The sequence below is a fragment of the Streptomyces sp. BF23-19 genome (assembly GCF_041106355.1).
GTDB lineage: Bacteria > Actinomycetota > Actinomycetes > Streptomycetales > Streptomycetaceae > Streptomyces > Streptomyces virginiae_A.
Genome location: NZ_JBGBPT010000059.1, coordinates 1 through 19,163 on the forward strand (window position 1 = coordinate 1; position 19,163 = coordinate 19,163).

At 69.7% G+C, this 19,163-nt stretch carries 19 protein-coding genes and 1 pseudogene; 4 read left to right on the plus strand and 16 right to left on the minus strand.

Features of this window, described 5'->3' with window-relative positions:
- Positions 1 to 566: 566 nt before the first annotated feature.
- Positions 567 to 1,067 carry a hypothetical protein gene (locus AB8A24_RS28620; RefSeq protein ID WP_369477982.1) on the minus strand — a complete coding sequence of 167 codons (501 nt, stop codon included), beginning with the start codon at positions 1,065 to 1,067 and terminating at the stop codon, positions 567 to 569.
- A gap of 143 nt (positions 1,068 to 1,210) precedes the next feature.
- Here AB8A24_RS28620 and AB8A24_RS28625 point away from each other — a divergent pair, with 143 nt between their 5' ends.
- A complete protein-coding gene (locus AB8A24_RS28625; RefSeq protein ID WP_369477983.1) occupies positions 1,211 to 3,721 on the plus strand; it encodes a Helicase associated domain protein in 2,511 nt (836 codons plus the stop codon).
- Between the two features lie 47 nt (positions 3,722 to 3,768).
- Here the strand turns inward: AB8A24_RS28625 and AB8A24_RS28630 are convergent, their stop codons facing one another.
- From AB8A24_RS28630 to AB8A24_RS28665, 8 genes are all read right to left on the minus strand, one after another.
- Positions 3,769 to 4,548 carry a helix-turn-helix domain-containing protein gene (locus tag AB8A24_RS28630; protein ID WP_369477985.1) on the minus strand — a complete coding sequence of 260 codons (780 nt, stop codon included), beginning with the start codon at positions 4,546 to 4,548 and terminating at the stop codon, positions 3,769 to 3,771.
- Positions 4,549 to 4,558: 10 nt separating this feature from the next.
- The gene (locus AB8A24_RS28635) at positions 4,559 to 4,822 is read right to left on the minus strand and encodes a hypothetical protein (protein ID WP_369477986.1); all 264 of its coding nucleotides are present in this window, start codon (positions 4,820 to 4,822) and stop codon (positions 4,559 to 4,561) included.
- Between the two features lie 1,079 nt (positions 4,823 to 5,901).
- Entirely contained in the window at positions 5,902 to 6,669 is a 768-nt protein-coding gene (locus AB8A24_RS28640) for an AAA family ATPase (protein ID WP_369477987.1), read from the minus strand.
- A complete protein-coding gene (locus AB8A24_RS28645; protein ID WP_369477988.1) occupies positions 6,666 to 8,276 on the minus strand; it encodes a Mu transposase C-terminal domain-containing protein in 1,611 nt (536 codons plus the stop codon). The genes AB8A24_RS28640 and AB8A24_RS28645 overlap by 4 nt, the downstream gene beginning before the upstream one ends.
- Before the next feature lie 141 nt (positions 8,277 to 8,417).
- Complete coding sequence (locus AB8A24_RS28650) at positions 8,418 to 9,683, minus strand: AAA family ATPase (RefSeq protein ID WP_369477989.1); 1,266 nt, start codon at positions 9,681 to 9,683, stop codon at positions 8,418 to 8,420.
- A gap of 130 nt (positions 9,684 to 9,813) precedes the next feature.
- Positions 9,814 to 10,758 carry a DUF4238 domain-containing protein gene (locus tag AB8A24_RS28655; protein ID WP_369478005.1) on the minus strand — a complete coding sequence of 315 codons (945 nt, stop codon included), beginning with the start codon at positions 10,756 to 10,758 and terminating at the stop codon, positions 9,814 to 9,816.
- A gap of 159 nt (positions 10,759 to 10,917) precedes the next feature.
- Positions 10,918 to 11,442: a MarR family transcriptional regulator gene (locus tag AB8A24_RS28660; protein WP_369477990.1), complete on the minus strand. Its 525-nt coding sequence runs from the start codon at positions 11,440 to 11,442 to the stop codon at positions 10,918 to 10,920.
- 269 nt (positions 11,443 to 11,711) lie between these two features.
- Entirely contained in the window at positions 11,712 to 12,347 is a 636-nt protein-coding gene (locus AB8A24_RS28665; RefSeq protein WP_328959545.1) for a hypothetical protein, read from the minus strand.
- Positions 12,348 to 12,670: 323 nt separating this feature from the next.
- On the opposite strand from AB8A24_RS28665, the gene AB8A24_RS28670 reads away from it, so the two are divergent.
- Positions 12,671 to 13,762, plus strand: a complete 1,092-nt coding sequence (locus tag AB8A24_RS28670; RefSeq protein ID WP_369477991.1) for a HEAT repeat domain-containing protein — start codon at positions 12,671 to 12,673, stop codon at positions 13,760 to 13,762.
- 104 nt (positions 13,763 to 13,866) lie between these two features.
- Here AB8A24_RS28670 and AB8A24_RS28675 read toward each other — a convergent pair whose 3' ends face one another.
- Both AB8A24_RS28675 and AB8A24_RS28680 read right to left on the minus strand, forming a co-directional pair.
- Positions 13,867 to 14,421 (minus strand): hypothetical protein, encoded by a 555-nt coding sequence (locus AB8A24_RS28675; protein WP_369477992.1) that lies wholly within the window; start codon positions 14,419 to 14,421, stop codon positions 13,867 to 13,869.
- Positions 14,422 to 14,423: 2 nt separating this feature from the next.
- Positions 14,424 to 14,987, minus strand: a complete 564-nt coding sequence (locus AB8A24_RS28680; protein WP_328959548.1) for a matrixin family metalloprotease — start codon at positions 14,985 to 14,987, stop codon at positions 14,424 to 14,426.
- Between the two features lie 178 nt (positions 14,988 to 15,165).
- Between AB8A24_RS28680 and AB8A24_RS28685 the strand changes: the two genes are divergently transcribed.
- The gene (locus AB8A24_RS28685) at positions 15,166 to 15,615 is read left to right on the plus strand and encodes a hypothetical protein (protein WP_328959549.1); all 450 of its coding nucleotides are present in this window, start codon (positions 15,166 to 15,168) and stop codon (positions 15,613 to 15,615) included.
- 189 nt (positions 15,616 to 15,804) lie between these two features.
- On the opposite strand, the gene AB8A24_RS28690 is transcribed toward AB8A24_RS28685, so the two are convergent.
- From AB8A24_RS28690 to AB8A24_RS28705, 4 genes are all read right to left on the minus strand, one after another.
- Entirely contained in the window at positions 15,805 to 16,335 is a 531-nt protein-coding gene (locus AB8A24_RS28690) for a hypothetical protein (protein ID WP_328959550.1), read from the minus strand.
- Positions 16,336 to 16,733: 398 nt separating this feature from the next.
- Complete coding sequence (locus AB8A24_RS28695) at positions 16,734 to 16,997, minus strand: hypothetical protein (protein ID WP_328959551.1); 264 nt, start codon at positions 16,995 to 16,997, stop codon at positions 16,734 to 16,736.
- A complete protein-coding gene (locus AB8A24_RS28700; RefSeq protein WP_328959552.1) occupies positions 16,994 to 17,305 on the minus strand; it encodes a DUF6247 family protein in 312 nt (103 codons plus the stop codon). The genes AB8A24_RS28695 and AB8A24_RS28700 overlap by 4 nt, the downstream gene beginning before the upstream one ends.
- On the minus strand, positions 17,302 to 17,523 hold the full coding sequence (locus AB8A24_RS28705; protein WP_328959553.1) for a hypothetical protein: 222 nt from the start codon (positions 17,521 to 17,523) through the stop codon (positions 17,302 to 17,304). Before AB8A24_RS28705 ends, AB8A24_RS28700 begins: the two co-directional genes overlap by 4 nt.
- 132 nt (positions 17,524 to 17,655) lie before the next feature.
- Between AB8A24_RS28705 and AB8A24_RS28710 the strand changes: the two genes are divergently transcribed.
- Positions 17,656 to 18,033 carry a recombinase family protein gene (locus AB8A24_RS28710; RefSeq protein ID WP_328959554.1) on the plus strand — a complete coding sequence of 126 codons (378 nt, stop codon included), beginning with the start codon at positions 17,656 to 17,658 and terminating at the stop codon, positions 18,031 to 18,033.
- Positions 18,034 to 18,345: 312 nt separating this feature from the next.
- Here the strand turns inward: AB8A24_RS28710 and AB8A24_RS28715 are convergent.
- Positions 18,346 to 18,666: pseudogene (locus AB8A24_RS28715) on the minus strand (helix-turn-helix domain-containing protein); the annotation flags it as partial.
- Between the last annotated feature and the right edge of the window lie 497 nt (positions 18,667 to 19,163).

A 19,163-nucleotide genomic window follows, 5' to 3' on the forward strand; every position in this document is an offset into this window, starting at 1 on the left:
CGTCCGCAAGCGGACGTCCAACCGAAGGGGCCGGCGCAAGCGTCGGCCCGGTGGCGCTTGCGCACCACCAGATGTCTGCGCAAGCCCAGACATCGAAGGGGTGTCCGCTGACGCTCCCACCCCTTCAGGTCCTTCCGGCTCCGCCTCCAGGACCAGGCCCGCTGTCGCGGGCCAGCTGGCAGCAGCGCGGTGTGGGGCTCGCCCTGCTACTCGTCTGGGGGCGTCAACCAATCCAGGTGGTCCAACGCGTGTGGGACGGCTCGCACTGCCCCGACTCGATTGCCCGTTGATACGCCTCCTTCCGGGTCACCGAACCGCTGAAGGCGAACACGCAATCCGGGTAGACCGGTTGCAGCCCATACCAGCAGATGGTTATCAGGAGAGTCAGCACGAATGCAGCAAGGGGGTGCCTCCACGTAAGAGGACCTGAGAGAGGACGGGTCACACCGGAGATCGTACGGCCCAGGCCTCACCAAATCCGCCGCCCAAACACCTGCCCCGGTGGTGCTGACGTGCCACCAGATAGCCACCCAAGAACGGCCCTCGACAGGCTGGGGCGGTGTGGCTCACCGCCTGCTCCCGGAGCTGGCCTCACGGGATTCGATCGGCTCCACACGTGCGTTGTCGATGTACGGATACAGTCCACCATGCTCTGAGCACCTCAGGCCGACGGAGAGCCGCCGCACGACACCGTCCTGGCCGAGCACCACGGCGACAGCCACCTGAAACACGCCGCCCCCGGCAGAACATCTGAAGTAGTCCGAGGGTGGCAGCGGAGGAAGCGGGGCCGCGGACGGTACGAGCTTCCACGGGAAGGCGTGTACCGGCAGGGGGAACGCCTCGGGTTCACTGCCGTCCCACACACCGATCGCTATGAGGCATCCCACGCAGTAGCAGTCACCCGCCCACACCTCGAACTCGCCGTCCGAACCGCACAACCGGCAGATCACGAGAGGTATGGCCACAACCTGCTCGGCCGTCCCCGCACCTGTCGCCCCCGCTACCAGCGACATCAGGTCGGCGTGACCCGTAGCCGACTCTGCATCGCATCCGCTGCTGTGTTCCATCCCTGGATCCTCGCATGATCGGTTGCTCGGCCTGTCCGCCACGGCTCTGCTGCATCATCTAAAATATGCTGTGTAGCATCCCGAGAACATCGCCATATCCCCCTGGCGGGGATCCAGCCGCCTGAATTTCAGTGGAGTGCCGCATGCAGAAGACCGGCGACATCGTCCTGCGGCCCCACCAGGAGGAAGCGGTGGAGGCGATCGTCCGGGGGCTGGATATTCCGCCGGGCAAGCGAATTCCGGAGGCCGGTCTGCGGGCGACGGTGGTGGCGGCGTGTGGGACAGGCAAGACCGTCATGGCGGCCTCGGCCGCGCTCCGGCTCGCCCGGCACGGGCGGGTGCTGGTGCTGCTGCCGACCCTCGATCTGCTGACTCAGACCGCGCGGGAGTGGCGGCTCGCCGGGCATGCCGGGCCTGCGGTCGCGGTGTGCTCGCTGGGGGACAACGCCCAGCTCTACGGCCTGAACGTGCGCGCGACGACGTCGGCGCCCCAGCTGGGGTTGTGGCACGGGCGGGGGCCGGTCACCGTGTACGCCACCTACGCCTCCCTTGGTGTGATCGCCGAGGCGCACCGGGGCGGGTACGGGTTGCCGATGGATCCCTTCGACCTGGTGGTGGTGGATGAGGCGCACCGGACTTCGGGGTCGGCGGGGAAGGTGTGGGCGGATGTGCACCGGCAGGAGATGATTCCGGCGCGGCGCCGGCTGTACATGACGGCCACGCCCAGGATCTGGGCCGAACGCCCGCCGCGGTCGCGGGCGGAGGCGCGGGCGCTGGAGGAGGCCCGGCGGCTGGCCGAGGAGGAGTGGCGCAGGGAGGCTGAGGCGGAGGGGCGGGTCTACGTCTCCCGGCCGCATGTGGACCGGCTGCCGAAGGAACTGGCGTGCTCGATGGACGACGCGAAGGTGTTCGGGCCGGTCGTGTACGAGCTGTCGCTCGCCGACGCGATCTCGCGCGGCCTGTTGGCGAAGTATCAGGTGGTCGTGGCCGAGCTGGTCGACCCCGTGGTGACTCCGGACCGCCTCTACAGCGAGGAACGGTACGAGGAGCAGCTGCGCGGCGAGCGGCTCGCAGCCCTGCAGACCACGCTGCTGGAGACCATGGCCACCCATGACCTGAAGACGACGATCACCTTCCATCACCGGACCGTGGAGGCGCAGGCCTTCGCCGAGGGCCTCCCGCGGGTCGCGGCCCGGCTCCACGCCGTCGACCCCGCCCGGCATCCGGAGAAGGTGTGGACGGGGTGGCTGCGCGGGGAGCACGAGGCCGGGCACCGGGCCACGGTCCTCGCCGACTTCGGCCGCCGCGCCGGGCGCGCCGTGCTCGCGAACTGCCGGGTCCTGGGCGAAGGCGTCGACATCCGCGCGGTGGACTCGGTGGCCCTGCTTGACCCGAAGGGGTCGGCCGTCGACATCGTCCAGGCCATCGGGCGGGCCCTGCGGCAGAAGCCCGGCCAGGGGAAGATGGCCACCCTGATCGTGCCCGTATTTCTGGGTGTGGATGAAAAACCGGAGGACATTCTTTCCTCGAAGTCGTACGGCTCTCTTATTCGGGTTCTGAACGGTCTTCGGGCGCATGATGAGCGTGCTGTGGAAATGCTGGCAATTCCACAGGAAGGTCAGAAGCGTGTCGTAAAGCCGTCGCTGCTGGTCGGGAAGGCGCCGGAGGAGGGTGAGGAGGAGCATCGGCTGCTGCTCCGGTTCGCGGTCCCTCGGGATCCCGCGCTGATCGCGAAGTGGATCAGCTACCAGATCTTCAACACCGAACGCCAGGACTGGCGCCGCGGTCTGGAAGCCGCCCTCCGGTACCGGGAACGCGAAGGCGGACTCAACGTCCCCTACGACCATGCCGAGGGCGCGTACCCGCTCGGGCGGTGGCTCTCCGACCAGCGCCGCGCCTACCGGGCCGGAATGATGACCGGGGAGCGGGCGGCCGAGCTGGAGGAGCTCGGCATCGTCTGGGACACCGCCGACCACGGGTTCGAGCAGAAGCTGGGCGCCGCTCGTGCCTACTACGCCCTCCACGGGACCCTCGCAGCGCCGCGGGGCGCGGCGCTCCTCGACATCGCCATCGGGCAGTGGCTGACGAACATCCGCCGGCCCGGCGGGCTGGGCAAGGACCCCGACCGGGCGCAGCGGCGGGCCGCCGCGCTCACCGCCATCGACCCCGACTGGAACCCGGGGACGCTGGGGTGGACGGTGGACTGGCAGCGGCACTACGCCTACCTCGCCCAGCTCCTGGCCGGAGGCGCCCGCCTGACGGCCGTCGTCCCCGGTGTCACCCGGCACGGCGACGACATCGGACGCTGGCTCGCCACCCAACGCCGGGCCTGGGACCGGCTCAACGCCGAGCAGCAACGCCGGCTCGCCGAACTCGGCGTGAAGAAGGCCCCCCGCGCCCGCAAGACGGCGGCGAAGACGACTACGGCGTCCGGGCCGCGCGCGGGCGGCGAGGCGTTCCAGAAAGGCCTTGCGGCCCTCCAGCAGTACATCGCGCGGGAAGGCGGAATGCCGGGGCGCGGCGCCATCGAGCAGCTCCCCGATGGTCCTCACCGGGTGGGCATCTGGATCGGGAACCAGAAAGCCCGCCGCGACCGGCTCGACCAGGCGCAGCACGCCGCACTCGCCGACCTCGGCATCGACTGGGCGCCGTAGGCGGTTTGGGGCGGTTCGGGTGCCGTTCCGGATTCCTGGAACGGCTGTCAGGCCGCCGCCCGGCCATGCATCACCTTGCGGAGGGCGAGCTCATCTCGCTCTTGCGGTAGTGCCCGTGCGAACCACCGGCCCGTAGCCCGATCGTGGAAGACCTGGGGGTCCTCCGCTGAGACTGGCGGCTCGCGCGGCGGGAAGGAGATCCGCCCGTTCGCTCCCGACATCAGGTAGTCGAGCATCCAGGTCGCCGTGTCGTTGGCCCTGGTTCGGCCGAGTACGGTGATCTCCACGAAGGCGTCACCCCAGCGCTCCAGCTGACGGCCTGCAAGGCCGCAGGCTGTCAGATAGGCGACGAATTGCTGCCGACTGGCGGGCAGGGCTTGCCGGTTCACTATCCGCCCGGCGCTGCTCACTGGCAGCAGATGGGTACCGCCCGCACGCCGTGCGAGCAGGCGCAGCGAGGGTGCCCCGGCCGCCTCGTAGAAGTACTCCAGTGCCGCGCTCAGCTCGGCGGGCGTGGTGATGAGCTCCGGTGCGGCCGGCCGGCGCAGCTGCGCCAGACGGCCCCGGTCCGCGGCCCTGGCTGCACGCCACAGCGTTCCGATCTTGATGGGATCTCTGCCGCAGGCGGCGGCGACTGCCTGGGCCGTCTGAAGGGCAGGAACGGTCCCGCCCGACGCGGCGCGCTTGAGCGTTGCCGGCGACACTCCGGTCCTCACCGCCAGCTCGTCATAGGTCAGACCGGCCTGCCGACGGAGGTCGCGTAGTGCCTCGGCCAGGAGGCCACGTGCCGGGACCGTGTGGTCCACGGGCAGTTCAGGACGTCCCATTAGATCCCCCTCAGCGGCCTGACTGCACAGCGGCCCGGACCATCGCGGCCACACTGCCCCGTACCGCTGGCGCGAGGACAACCACTACTCCGAGTCCGGCCGCGCCCGCCAGCATCCTGAAGGCTTCGCCCGCCGGCATCCCGTACAGGCGCAGTACCACGGCCGAGATCAGAATCACGCTGATAACCACCGCCTGCGGCATGCTCAGCCCGGCCGCCCGGCCGCCCGTCTCCCGCCGCGGTCCGTCCGGACGCAAGTTTTCTTGCACGCCCATGGCCATCCGCCTTACCGGGGCCGAGTATTCGGCCCCCCTTGAAGTTGATGGGAGGGCGCGGGACAGCGCCCTCCCGTATCGGTGACGTCGCGCCAAGTAGCGCTTTCCCAGGGGCGATTGCCGTCGCGTGCCTAGGAACACAAGGATGACAGGGATAGCCCGTCCGGCCTAAGGCCTGCTACGAACCCAGGGCCCGTAATGCCGCAAATGCCCGTTCATTCGTTCACTGGCGTCCACACCTTGCATACCAGGCAAGGCCCCCGCCGATCACAGCCTGAACTGCGGCAATACGTTCCCGGTTCCTCGCAGGTTCCGCTGCGGCCCGGCGGACGTCCCAATAACGTCCCCGTAACGGGGACGAGTAGCCCCGTTCGTACACCCCCGTCCAAGCAATTCTTGCCTCCTGCGACCGCTCCAGGGCACGGTGGGAAGGCACAACCCGCCGGGAGACCGACGGACCCCCTGAAGTTGGTGACTTCGCAGCAGGGACACAGCAGCACCACGTTGCCGCGTGAGTGCCGCACGCGACAGGGCCGACCCGCACCGCCGGGGCGGCCCTGTCCGCGTTCCCCCACTCCGTACTCCCACCGGTCCGTGAACCGGTTCACGGAGCCCCCGCCTCAACACCCCCAAACGACCCCACGCCCGTAGCGCTCCCGCCCTCACGGGCGCAGGCAGCCGTGACCCGGCGGGTACTCACCGGCGGGAAGTCCGGCGGTGCCGTGAGCACGATCGCTCGAACTCCGACCACTCCGCCGACAGGCCCGTCGTCGCCGGCTTCGTCGGTCGCTGCAGCAGGCGCAGCGACCGCACCCGGTCCGACTTCGCCCGCTCCGATACCGCGGGCCGCGGGGCCGGGCCCGGCTGGGATGGAGCGGGGCGCGGGGTGCAGGACCCCCGAGCGCCACGCGCCTACCGGCACCACAACCCCGGCCAGCAGGCTCAGGACCAGGCCAGCGGTCCCGTGCCCGGCCCAGTCGGCCCACCAGCCGGACGCGGCCAGCACCGCCGCCAGCACACCGGCCCCGGCACGGCGCGGTCGGGGCGGTCGACGGCAGATCCTGCCAGCATCCTGGGGCTCAGCTGCCCAGTCGGCTGAAGGCCCAGCGGAGCACTTCCTGGTCGGGGTGTTCGCGGCCTGTGCGGTCGAGTGCGGTCAGGGCGTGTGCGGTGAGCCGGGCCCAGTTGCGGAAGTTTCCATGCGCTGCGTGGCGGTCGGCGTAGGCGATGTCGACGGGGTCTGTGTTGGCCCAGATGGGATGGTAGAGCGGGACAACCTGCTGGACTTCATCCAGGGTCAGTCTGGTGACGGGCTGCCAGATGAAGATGCGGGAGGACAGCATCGGCTCCTTGCGCAGCACGCTGTGCGCGCCCTCTCCTCCGGCGAAGATGATCGCGATCTGGGTGTAGGGGTGATCCCAGATGAACCGGAAGTATTCGAACGTTTCTCGATTGAGCCACTGGGCTTCGTCCACGACCAGCGTGCGTGGTTGGGCTGCGAGTGAGTCCAGGAGCAGGCGGTCGAACTCGGACGGGTGGCGTGGTGGCTCTCCTGGCAGGCCGAGTGTGTTGAAGAGTTCGTGGCGCACGGCGCGGGCGGTGGGGCGGGCGCGGAAGGTGATCCGGCAGACTTCCTCGCCGCGGGTGCGTTCGAGGTCGCGCAGACAGACGTTGGCGGCGAGGGTCTTGCCAACGCCGGCCGGACCGTGAAGGCACATCATCGCCCGGGCCTCGATGGTGTCGGTGATGTTCTCGCGTGCGGTCAGCAGTGCCCGGGTCGTGACGACCGTGGCGTCGGGGAGCTGGCTGTAGTGGTCGGTCTCCCGGGGCGGGAGCTGGCTGGTCATCGCTTCTTCTCTCCGGTGCGGGGGTGTTGGGCGATGGTGGGGCGCAGGGAGGCTGGGGTGTTCCAGTCCTCGGGTGGTGGTGCGGGCGGGATGAGGTCCGGGAGGGCCAGGGTGGCCATGTCGTCGTGGGCGGCTGCGTGGAGTTCCTGGTCGGCTTCGGCTGCTGTGACGGCGCCCAGGCGTTGTGGTGTCGTGGGGGTGGTGGCGGGGGCGTAGCGCTGGCGGCGCTGGGCTTCGGCCTTCTTTGCGTCGTCGCGCAGGCGGCGGGCGCGTGTGGTGCGGGTGCGGCGCAGTGCGTCGAGTTGTTCGGGGGTGGCGGCGTCGGCGAGGTGGGCGGTGCCGAGGTGTCGTCCGGCGGGGTCGCAGACCTCGATCTCGTGGTTGTGGTGGGGCATGTGGCGGATGCGGACGCTTCGGCCGGCCTGGCCGGCCATCCATGCCGCGATGTAGTCCCGGCCGCGCCAGCGCACTCCGTGGCTGGTCAGCTTCCGCAGCCGGCCGTCGTCCTCGAGCATCAGCCCCCACATGGCGCTCTCGGCGACATCGGAGAGCGGTGTGGGGTCGGCGTTCCAGGCCTCGATGGGTGTCTGGCCCGCCAGGCTGGCGGGGCGGTGCTCGGTGTTCCACCAGCGCGCCCAGTCCAGGACCTCGGTGGTGAACTCCTCGAAGGGCAGCGGCGGGGAGGTGTCCGGGCTCGTCTTCTTCCTGCTGCGTCGGGTCGTGGCCGTGGGGGTGTAGCCGGGCAGGGCAGCGAAGAGCATGCGGTCGGCGCAGCGGTTGAGGTTTTCCACGGTGCCCTTGAGGTGGGGGCTGTAGGCGGGCAGGTCCTCGACGCGGGTGCCCAGGGCTCCGAGCGCGCCCAGGACCGTCTTGGACAGGAAGTCCTTGCCCCGGTCGACACGGACGTGCTCCGGTACCCCGCCTGCCGGACCGTAGGGGTCGGTTCGCAGGACTGCGGCGCGCAGGGCGGCCAGGATCGAGGCCCGGGAGGGGTAGCCGGGTGTGACGGCGGTGCCGGTGATCGTTTTGGTGGCGGTGTCGATGAACCACGTCACCCACGGGCGCACCATGTCTCCGTCCGCGTCGACCAGGAGCGGGGCCTGGACGTGGTCGGTCTCCCAGGTGTGGTTTCGCCACAGGCGGGGACGGCGGGCGAACACGTCGTGGGCGCGGGCTGCTTCCGGGCCGTGTGCGAGGGCCGCGCGTTCACCCGCGGTCAGGTCACGGCGTACGGCGCGCAGGAACGTCGACAGCGACGGCAGCGGATCCAGCACCGGCACCGCGTCCGCCGGGGCTCCTCCTGGGACTGAGGTGGCGGGCTGCCCGGCGGCGGTTCGGGCGCGGGCCGCGAGCTGACGGTGGACCACGGAGGCGTTCCCGTGCCAGTACGCGAGCAGCACTCGTATGTCGGCGGTGACCTCGAACCGGTCCCCTGACCTGGCGCCCGGCCGGGCGACGGCATCAGGGCCTGTTTCCGTCTGCGCGAGCCACCGCCATACCGTCCGCTCCGAGACCCCCAGGCACTCCCCCGCCAGGCGCACATGCCCGCGTGAGAGCCGTCGCTGGGCCCGCAGGCGGAGCAGCTGCTCGACTGCGGGCCCGCGCAACGCGGCAAGGCCAGGGCCCTCCAGTACCGGCGTGGCCGCAGATGCCGGCGTCGGGTCTTCTGGTTCATGTGAAGTGCTACTCATGGGTGTTCCGCCTGTCTCTGTGCCGCCGAGCTTTCCTTCTCCTCGGGTCGCTGGGTGTCATGGGTAGGGGCCCAGCCGGGCGCAGGCCTGCTCGATCAAGGGGCGGTCTACTCGTGTGGCGTTCTCGCGCTTGGACAGGGCGTAGACGTGGGAGGTGATCTTCGCCCAGGTGCGGAAATTGCCGCGCGCGACCGTGGCATCCGCCCAGCCGACGTCAGCCGGCTCCACGCCCTCCCACACGGCATGGAACATGGACAGCGTCTCTGTGAGCTGCTCCTGTTCCATGCCAAGGACCTGGTGCCAGGTCAGGACCCTGGAGCGCAGCGCCGGGGCCCGCGCGATCATCCGTTCCGCGCCCGCCCCGCACAGCACCAGCGCCGCCGCCGTCCCCGGCTCGTCCCACAACAGCCGCAGATAGTCCAGCAGAGCGGGAGACAGACGCTGCGCATCATCGAGGAACAGCACCCCAGGCCGGTGCAGCGCCTCCCCGAGCGCGCGGTCAGCCGTCTGGGCCCGGTGCGCGAGGGAGCCCCCTGACAGGCCCAGGGCTTCCAGCAGCGACGCGCGCATCTGAGGCAGCCCCGGCTTCACCGCGACCACAGCCCGCCACACCGGCACCCTTGAGGGCAGTAGATGCAGCGCCTGCTGCACCGCCACCGTCTTACCCACTCCCGGATCTCCGAACCAGCAGCCGATTCCTCGCGCCGCAACTGTGTGGCCGACCGACTCCACCACCGCGGCCACGGCGGCCGTCGAAACGACACGCGCCCCCGGCACGAACAACCGCACCCCGCCCCGCGGTGGCGTGACGTCCTCCGCATCGGCAGCGGCCATGGGCGGGTCCTGCGGCTCGGCATCGACCACCGGCAGGCCCTCACCCGGCCGCACAAGCTTCAACTCGGCCAGGGCCCGGTCGTACCGGCTGACCTCAACCCGGCCCCGCGCCGGCCGTGCGACCTCCAGCACCCGGCCGGCCCGCAGATCCCGCTGCACCGCCCGGTGCAACGTGCCCAACGACGGCCCACCCGCAGCCGCGGACGAACCTTCCGCCGTCATCCGCCGGTGCAACGCGGCGACGTTCCCGCCGACCTCCGCCAGGACCGCCCACAACCCGTCATCCATCGTGAACCTGTCCTGCCTCGGCACCGGCTCCAACCGGCCCTCACGCGCCTCGGACAACCACCGCCACACCGTCCGCACCGTCACACCCGCGGCCTCCGCCATCACCCGCACATGCAGCGACGACACCGACCCCGAACCCCGATCCACCGCCAACAAGCGACGCACCACCACACCCCGCACCAACCGGCCGTCCTCACCCATACCCGCCAGCACACCCGACAACAGCAGCCACGCACACAGGAATGGGCAACACCATGACAGCCAGCCGTCCTGCTGCTAGGCAGCCCGCGGCAGCAGCTTGGTCACCACATGACAGCCAAGACCACCAGACCTACGTGCGCGGCTCGATCGCGCAAAGTGACCGGCATGCCCTGTCGAGGGTGGATGAGCCGTATTCCGACCCGAGGCTCACCCTGCATCGGCGTTCTCCCGGATCTACCGGCCTGCAGTCGACAAGGAGTTGCGGTCTACGGCGAAGTCTTTTCCCCGCCGGCAGTTCCGTGTCGTGAGGGAGCGCGATGATCGCAGATTCAGCATTTCTGATTACAGCCGCCCGCAGCCTGTCGACTCCCCTGCGTTCCATGGTCCGGTGCACGATCTTCCGTGGCTGGAGGTCTTGACTGAGGGCAACGATGCGGTACGGGCTGATGGGCCACCACAGGTACTGGCTGGTCAGCGTCGACGGCGGCTGACCCGAGGAGTCCGCCGACAGAATTACCGGGTGATCGGAGGTAATCAGCCTCCCCTGCGGGTCGTCCCACAATTCGAGCTGGCGGGTGGAGTGCTCGTCAGCAGCGCTGTAAGCACTACTGAAGAGACTCGCGACGAACCCGGTGGTCGTGAGGGATGGCGTGTCCTGGAGCGCGCGATCCCTCAGCCATGTGCTGTGGGCGTCCAGAAGGCGCCTCCTCTGCGGTGTGCGGTTCCGCTGGAAGGCTAGAACCACAGCCAACGACATGAAGTCGCCGAAGTCCACATCGTCATCTGGTACCCACCCGCGCAGCAGACGGAGAAGGCGTGCGGATTCGGTGTCGATAACTGCCAGCATCGCCTCAGCCTGATTATGTGCCTCGCCGTCGCTGCCCGACACCCGGTAGAAGTTCTCCTGAACGCATGTATCTCGGAGGCCGCGGAGCCTGTCGAAACCATTCACCGTGTCCAAAACCCGTATGCGCTTGCCGTCCGAACTCCACTCCCGCATATAAGCCTGAGGAACGTAGTGATGCCTCCGAGACACACAATCGCGCCGCGCAGCCGCAGCAGCGACTTTTGTCATGTACTCCCGCACCCGCGGGTTGATGCTCTCGCCGCCAGCCGACAGCGGTACCTGGCCCCACGGATTCGCCACACGACTGACAAGTCTCCACCCCACGCCGCGCCCCCACTCACCGGCCCCGCCAAAGCACTGCGAGCAGTCAATCAGGTCCACACACAATCAGCGGACCGATACTCCCCGCTCTATTGGATCTGCTGACGCCCACCCGCTGCCACCAGCACGCACATTCACACGTTCGACCGCGACGGCTTCCGGGACGTCGTCGCTCCGTGGCTCGGCCGCCGGTGCCCGGAGCCGTGAAGTGAGGGCGGAGAAGCTGATCGGGTGGTGAAGCCGAAGGGTTCGTCCACCGGCGTGTGCCGGGTTCTGGCCGGCAACCGTGGCATCGGCCGGCACCGACTCTTCCGAACCGTGATGGCGGTTCCCTCCCCGTGCGGCCAGTGCCGCCTCGGCCTCGCGGCGCCCCTGCCGCGTCAGCACGCCCAGGGCCCTCGGTGGACGGCCTGGGTGCGGGCCGCGCTCCTGGCGGGACGCGATCCACTGCCGCTTGGCGAGTCTGGTCAGGATCTGCGAGACGGTGCTCTTGCCCAGGCCGGTCTGCTCGGCGATTCCCGCGGCCCACAGCGGCTCGTGCGGCGGCGCCGCCAGCAGCAGGCGCAGCACCTCAACGGTCGGGCGGGTCATGCGAGGTCCTGTCACGGCGCCCTACGCCACCATGCCTATCGACCGTAGGTCAAGAATGAACCACGCCCGCTCAGCAGACGTTGCCAGTGGCGGCCGAACGACGAACGGCCCTCGGCACCGATGTGCAGGCCGCCGAGCTCGTTCAGGTGAGTCGGCAGCTGGGGCTCGTCGGCCCGGGTTTCCTATGGGCAACCGGAAGTACGGCATGCGCACGCTGCGGTTGCCTGGGGGCAATCGGCGTGGAGCATCCTGCCGTGGGCTGCCGCCGTCTACTCGACACCCTCCGTGTTGGTAGCCGACTCGGAGACGGAACAGTCGAGGCACTCGGGGACAGTGGCGGTCATGTGTTGGAGGCCGCCGCAGTTCTCGCACCGGGGGTGTGCGGTGGCGTCGCCGAGTTCCTCGAGGGTGGCCTGAAGGCGGCGTAGCATGCGGTCGGCCTGGGAGATGGCGGCCGGGGCGCGCTGGGACGACATCCACCGAAGTGGACCGAGAAGAGCCTGTGCGAGGTTGACGGCGGTGCTCGCGGCGTACGCCCATCCGTCGGTCGCGACGGTGGGGTCGTCGGGAGCGTCTTCGTGGGGAAGTCCGACGGACCAGGGCGGCACCGTCATGGTGAGGGAGTCCAGCCGGTCACCGGCGAAGCCGAGTTCGAACCAGGCGCGCCGGACCTGGTCCTCGGCCAGGGGCCACTCCCAGGGGCCGGTGAAGTAGGCGCGTGCGTGGTCGGGGCCGGCGACGGATTCCTCGTAGCCGGCGCCCGCGGAGCGCCAGAGCAGGGCCCACAGAGCGGCCGTGCGCAGCTCGGGGTCGTGGCTGCTGTGGCCCAGGTCGTCGGGGACGTCGATGCCCAGGGCCGTGAGGGCAGCGAGAAGCTGCTCGTCGGTGGTGTGCGAAGGGGTCATGTCCTGCCTTACAGGGGGCTCGGTGTCTGCGGGGCCGGAGGAGAGCGAGGTGCTCCGTCCCCGTGAGCGTGCAGCGCGGAACTCGCCGGCAGTGCGCGACGCAGCGACCGGCGGATGGCCGCGGCGAGCACCAGGCCGGCCGGCCTGGCGGCATGTCGCCAGTTTCGTCGGGTTACGGCTGGTTCGGGAGACCGACCTCGCAGGCACCGCCCGGACCACCTCGCACTGCGCAACGCAGCCACACGCTGACGTACATGCTGCCGATCCTCTGCCCCGGCCCAGGGCCTCGCGGCGAGACCTTCGTTCACAGGTGTCAGGCACTGATGCCGGTCCGCTCGGGCATGATCGGCTCCGATCAGACTCGGCGGTGGGAGTGGTGTGACGTGGGCGACTGGCGGACCGATCCGACGTTCGCGATGTGCAAGGCGTTGGTGGACGGGGCGCAGCTGTCCTCGTTCGCGGGCGGGCCGTACGACGTGCGGGCGGTAGTGGCTGGCATCCGACCCGAGGCCAAGGACAGATTCCTGCTCGACGAGGTCCCCTGGGAGCACTTCCCGCACGGGGATCGGGTCCGGGAGGCCGTTCACCTGCGGCACACCGGCGGCTCGTCCGTCCAAACCGGGATGGGCGTGGTGGGCGGCATGTGTGCCGACGACATGCGGGCCGCCGCCGTGCCCGCCGTTCCGTTCCTGATCCGGATCGCCGCCGACCCCCGCCACCCTCACCGTGTCGACGCGCTCGCCGAAGTCTCTACCCCGGCCCGCGCCCGCTACTTCGGCGTCGCCTCCCGCGACGAACTGCTGCTCCACCGCGGCGACATCCAGGACGACGACCTCTACGACGACTACGGCGTCGAGGTGACCGGCTATCCGGCAGGCTGGTCGGTCGCCGCCGCCCGGGCAGCGATCACCGCCGACACCGCCCTCCTGCAACCCCTTCTCGACGACCCCGCCCCGTCGATCCGCATCCATGCCGCCTACGCCCTGGCCACCGCAACCGACCCCGACCGCACGGTCCGTGCCGCCTTCCGCACCCGACTCACCGCCGAGCCCGACCCGATCATCCGCGCCGCCCTGATCCTCGCCACCGCCGAAGCCACCCGCACCCACCCCCACCCGCCGACCACCACATGGATGCGAGAGCAGTGGGAGGACCGCACACAGAAGCCCGAGGTACGGCTGGCCGCCGCGATCGGCTGGCTCTGCCTCACCGACGAACCCGCCCCCGGCGACCTGCGCGCCGCCGTCGACAACCTCGCCACCGACGAGCGCGCCCGCGCCATGGACGACCTGCCCTGGATGGCCGCCGCCGGCGGATCCGGGGAGACGGGACTGCGGCGCTGCGTCCGAAAGATGCTCCACCCCGAACAGCCCGACCCTGCGGATTGCGACGACCCCTGGTGCCCGCACCACTGACGGCGAGAGCAAGTCCCCAGCACGCCCCGGCACGCCCATCTGCCACAACGGCGGTTGCTGACCGGCCGGACAGGTTCCCGTTCGCGGGCGCGGCAAGCGCCGGGTCAGCCCGTCGGCGCGTCCACGTCCTCGCAGCTGCTGTTCACGGCGTCCTCGGGCGGGCTGGCCAGGGCCTCCTGCCAGTGCTCCCGCTCCCCCGCGACACCCCGCTGGGCCGGCTCGGCGTACCACGCCCACGCCTCGGTACCCGCGGTGCCGGCCGTCGATCCGGACTGGACCGCGATGACGTACTGGCGGCCGGGCTCCAGGACCGCGTAGCGGTCCGGGTCCTCCGTGGCGTACCGGCCTGGGGTTCCGCCGTTCTTCACGCCCTGCGTGATGTCCAGGACGTCGCCGAGCTCGCCCTTGAGGGTTTCCAGGGTCTTCACCCGGGTCGTGAGGTAGGCGCTGCCGCCGTCCTCCCGGTAGCGGGTGTTCTCGACGGCCTCGACGACGGCCACGGCCTTGGACCTGGCCGCGGCGACGGCGTCGCGGCCGAGGTCGGGGCCGCACACCGCGTGCGTGGTCCCGGTCTCCTGGGCGGGGATGGTGAACCAGGCCGCGCCCGCTGCGGCGACGGCCGCGACGAGGCAGCCGCCGACCCACACCTTCATGCTCATGGTCAGCCCCACAGCTTCTTCAGGTTGGCCTTGTCAACGTCCGTCGGGGCGTCCGGGTACTGGGCGACGTCCGGCCACATCACCGAGGACACCGCGTTCTTCCCGCTGCCCGACTTGTGGCACAGCCCGAGCGCGTGGCCGAGCTCGTGGGCCGCGACCATCCGGCGGGTGGCCGGGTCGTAGGTGTCCATGCGCGCCTTGTTGAAGCGGATCAGATCCGTCGCCGCCGGGCCCGGACGGCGCGACCACACCCCCGCCGCGGCGTTCCTTGCCTCGGAGAAGTCCTCGTAGTTCAGGTCGTTGACGGTGGTCGCCGCATCCGGCGCGATCCTGATCCTCGCCCCCGGATACGACCACGCCCTGTTGGCGTGGGCGTACTCGGCCCTGTACTTCGTGCTCGCGGTCCACCGGATCTCGCCGTCATCGACGGAGCTGTCCTCACGCGTCTCGGTGGCGTCGCTCCCCGACTTCGCGATACATGGCGCCGCCACCGCAACGTGCGCCGGGACCGGCGCCAGGAGCAGCACGGCAGCGAAAGCCGCCGGACCGGCTAAGAGATTGCGCATCCCATCAACGGTAGGGCAGCCCCGGCCCGGGACGATCGTTTCAGCACGGCCACCCGCTCCCGAACCTGCCCCTGTACGCCCTCAAGCCTCTGGCCGCAGCGGCCCGAGGTTCACATCTTCGGGTAAAGCGCCAGAGCTTCCCCGGCAGGCGGCATCCACGGAACGGCATGCTGGGGGTGTGGACGAGATGCTGCTGGAGCAGTTGCACGATGCGCTGCGCACCCTGGCTCAGAACCCTGGGCACCCTCCGAACCGCCGAGACCTCGAAACGGCAGATGAGGACTTGCTGAAGGTGATCCTCACCGCTGCCGAACGCGCGATCCGCGCACGGGACCAGGTATGGGCGCTGACCGAGACACTGGTGGACACCGAGATCCCGCTGGTGATCTGGGGCGCGCGAACCATGGACGACCACCGCGCCATGGGTGAGGAGGCAGAGCGGGCGGACGAGCGGACCAGGCAGCACACCGCTGAAAGCGCCCGCAACCTTGCACAGTGGCGCCGCGAGCGACTGCAGAAGGTTCAGGAACACCTGGAAGACAGCCAGAAACGCCTGGAAGCGGAATTGCAGCGCGTGGACGATGAGATCGCCGCCGGTCCGCCACCGCGCAACCGCATGGGCTGGTAGGCCCAGGGGCCGCGATTCCTCGTACTGATCAGCGGCGGGGTGCGGGCGCGGTCAGTCGAAGATGCCGGTGACCACCAGGACGCCGGGAACCACGGTGAAGGACGCGCGTACCGCGGCCTGCGGGCAGTGCTCTGACCTCGTTGGCCGGGGCCCCGGGGACCCGCGAGAGCGCTTCGGTGGTGGGTGTGGTCACGCGTTGGAGGGTTCGTCCCAAGGCATGACCAACGCGGCGGTGCCCTCGTCGGTCCAGGCGACGCGGCAGGTGCGGTTGTCGGCGTGGGCGCGCCAGCCGTGCATCTGGGCGTCGTAGTCGGCACTGATCAGCGCGGTCTGCACCCGCGTGGGGCGGCGGGGTGTGACGCTGTCGTCCCATTCCAGGACGTCGACCACCGGCAGGCCGTCCACGACCGCCCAGCCCGCGCCGGCGACCTGCCGTGCCCACGTGCGGGGGACGGACAGCTGGACCAGCGGCTCGTCGCCGTACTCGACCTTGTAGGTGAAGAACATCTTCGGGTCGTCGTCGGTGATGGTGGACTCCACCCGGGCGGGACGAACTTCGGGGACGCAGGAGGCGTCATGGCCTGCGAGCTCGCGACCGGCCTTGAACGCGGGTGGCGGGGCTGGATGCGTCGCGTAGTCCATGTCGTCGAACCAGGTGGCGAAGCCGGAACGCACCGCGTCCGTCACCGCCTGCCCGATCAGTTCCCTCGCCTGTCCCACCCTCACGGCCCACCATCCCCTTCCTCGCCCGGTCCCGGCTTCGCCCGGGGCCTGCATCCCGGTATCCCACATCACCACCGCGACGCGCTCGGGAACGGAGTGAGACCACCCCATGCGCACGCGGTTTCCCGTCCAGGCCCTGTGAGGTACCGCTGCGCTGCCTAGCCTGGGAAGTGATGCGTGGGCCCTCAACCTGCGTGTCATCGGCGTCACAGGGGTCTAGGCCACCCTGGCGACGTGCCCTGGCCGATGTGGTGCAGCATCCGGTGAGGGCGGGGTGGAGGAGCCGGGGCAAGCCGAGCTCCTCACCCCCGGCGCCCGGCTACACCTTCCCGAAAACGATGGCGCCCGCCCCCCGGCCTGATCGCGGCGTCGGGCAGCGGAATACCGGTTCGGGGTCATCCGAGCCAGACGATGTCCAGGACAGACATGCGCCGGGTGAGGCGGTTGACCGTGTAGACGACGGACAACTGCCCCACCGACGCGGCGCGGACGTCCTCACCCTCCGGGTCGCCGGTATTCCATTGGGGCCAGCCCCACGGTGAGCGGACCGCGATGTCCAGGACGTCGCGGACCATCTCCCGGGCGGGCGCGGGAAGTCCGGCGAGGGTCTTCGCGGCCTGCGGGGACAGGCGCACCGCCCACGGCTGTTCTTCGGTCACGGGCGGCCGCCGAGGACGTCGGCGAGGTTGATGAAGTCGGAATCGTCCTGGCCGGAGTCCATGAACGCGTCGACGGCCGGGGCCGCGGCGACGCGGAGCTGCCAGGTGCGCACCACCTCGTGCAGGGGGGTCAGGCTGAAGGTGTGCCGGGCGTCCTCCAGAGCCTTGGCCCAGTCCCGCTCGAACGCCGGCACCCACTGCTCGGCACGCCGGTCCTCTCGGAGCTGGGCAAGGAGTTCGGCCGCAGCACCCGGTGCTGGCGCATACGGGGCGGCGGGGGCGGGTGTGTGGTCGGGCTGGGCGCTCATCGGCTCCTCCTCGCGGGTGCTACCGGCCACGGTAGAACGCCGTGACCTGAGCCGTGGAGGTTCGGACGGATGCCCGCAGCCCGCGCGAGAACGAACCCGGCGAGCACGTCGGTCTCGAACTGCTCCAGTTCCTCCGCCGAGACCGGATCGCGGAACTCGCGCAGGTCGCGTACGGCTGCCAGCGCCAACCCGAGCTTCCTCACCTTCACCCCGATCACAGATCAATCGGACGAAGTGAGAAAGCTTCAAGAATCCTGAAGTTACGTCACCGACTCGAAGAACACTCTAAGGAGGCAGAACACCCTGGCCACGGGGACAAGGACTCAGCAGGGCTCAGACGAACTCACGGGATGTCGCACATCCGTGCACTCCTCGGCTACGCCCGGCCGGGCGACACCGTGCACATCTCCGAGATGTTCCGCCTCGTGCGCGGCAACGGCCACATCCTCGACGTGCTCGACGTCCTCCACCGCGACCAGGTGGCGCTGCGCATCCACGACGACGCGTTCTCCGCGATGGACCTCACCGCCCGCCACCCACGCACCGGCGAACTGCTGTCGACCGTGAAGTTCATGGTGCAGACCCTCGCTGCCGCCGGCGAACTGCAACGCGACCTCCAGCGCGAGCTGACCTACGACGGACTGCGCGCCGCCGAGGCCAAGGGCAGCAAGGGAGGACGACGCCCCGCAGCGACACGCCGACCAGCACGCCGACGACAAGCGCTTTGAGGGCTATGGTCGACCGCTGCACCCTGTTCGATCTGCGCTCGAGACCACTTTCGCTGGGGAGCCGGGGAGCGAAGCCCTGAGCCCCGAGGCGGCTACGCGCGGAGGTGCCCGCTGCTGGCCGCGCTCACCAGCCGGCAGCCGTGACATCACGACTACTCCCCCATCAGCACAGTCCGGCAGCCCACGGGCACGCTCAGCATCCCGCCACAAGACCTTGCTGTACATAAAGCCGTCTCAGTGAAAGTGACGTCACGTCTCAGAACTTACATATGAGCAGTTCACAGCTCCAACCTACGGCCTACCCGCGAGGTTTCAGCGGCCGAGCCTCCGAAGATCATCTTCTCGGTTCATGAAGGCACGCAGGTAAAGGGCTTGAAGCCTAGCAACGTGCCACAAACACATTGAGACGACATAGCCGAGTACGCCTGGAATCTCCGCGACGAGCTCGGGCTGGACGGACAGGTACCGCGACGGCACGGAAGGCGGCTCCACCGCGGTCATCGGTGGAGCCGCCTTGTCGCTGCCGGACGCGCCGCGTCCGTAGCGCCAGCGTTTCACGGTCCGTCGGTTGATCCCGACGATCCGGCACGCTTCCGTGTCGCTTACGCCCTGCTGCATGAGCCGGAAGTATGCCGCCCGCTCGGCGGTGAGCTTCTTCCGTCCCTGCGGCTGCCGGTCCTCACGGACTCGAAGTCCATGCCACCCCTTGAGCTGGGGTGTTGCAACGACTCCTAGAACCTGAGGAAGTCTCCGGGGTCTTCCGCTGTCGCCCTGGGCCGGAAGGGCCGCACGGCGGTCGTGCGTGGGTGCTCAGTGCGGCCCGAGCACACCTACTTCAGAGATGTGAATTCGTGCTTCTCCGGGCTCGTCTCCCGCCACAGTACGGTCACACCGTCGATCGTTCCGACCCAGAGCGAGCCGAAGCATCCGGATCCGAACTTCAGCTGGACCCTCGTCACCCCCTGACCCGTATCAAACGACGACCAGCTGCCGGCTCCCGGATCCGGGACCCCTTCATGACAGTCCTCCTTACCGAAGTCGACACCCTTGGATTCGAATGAACCGTCCGCCTTCAGGGCGACTTCGCTTCCGCCCGCTCCCCAGGAGCGGACCAACGAGTCTCGATCGGC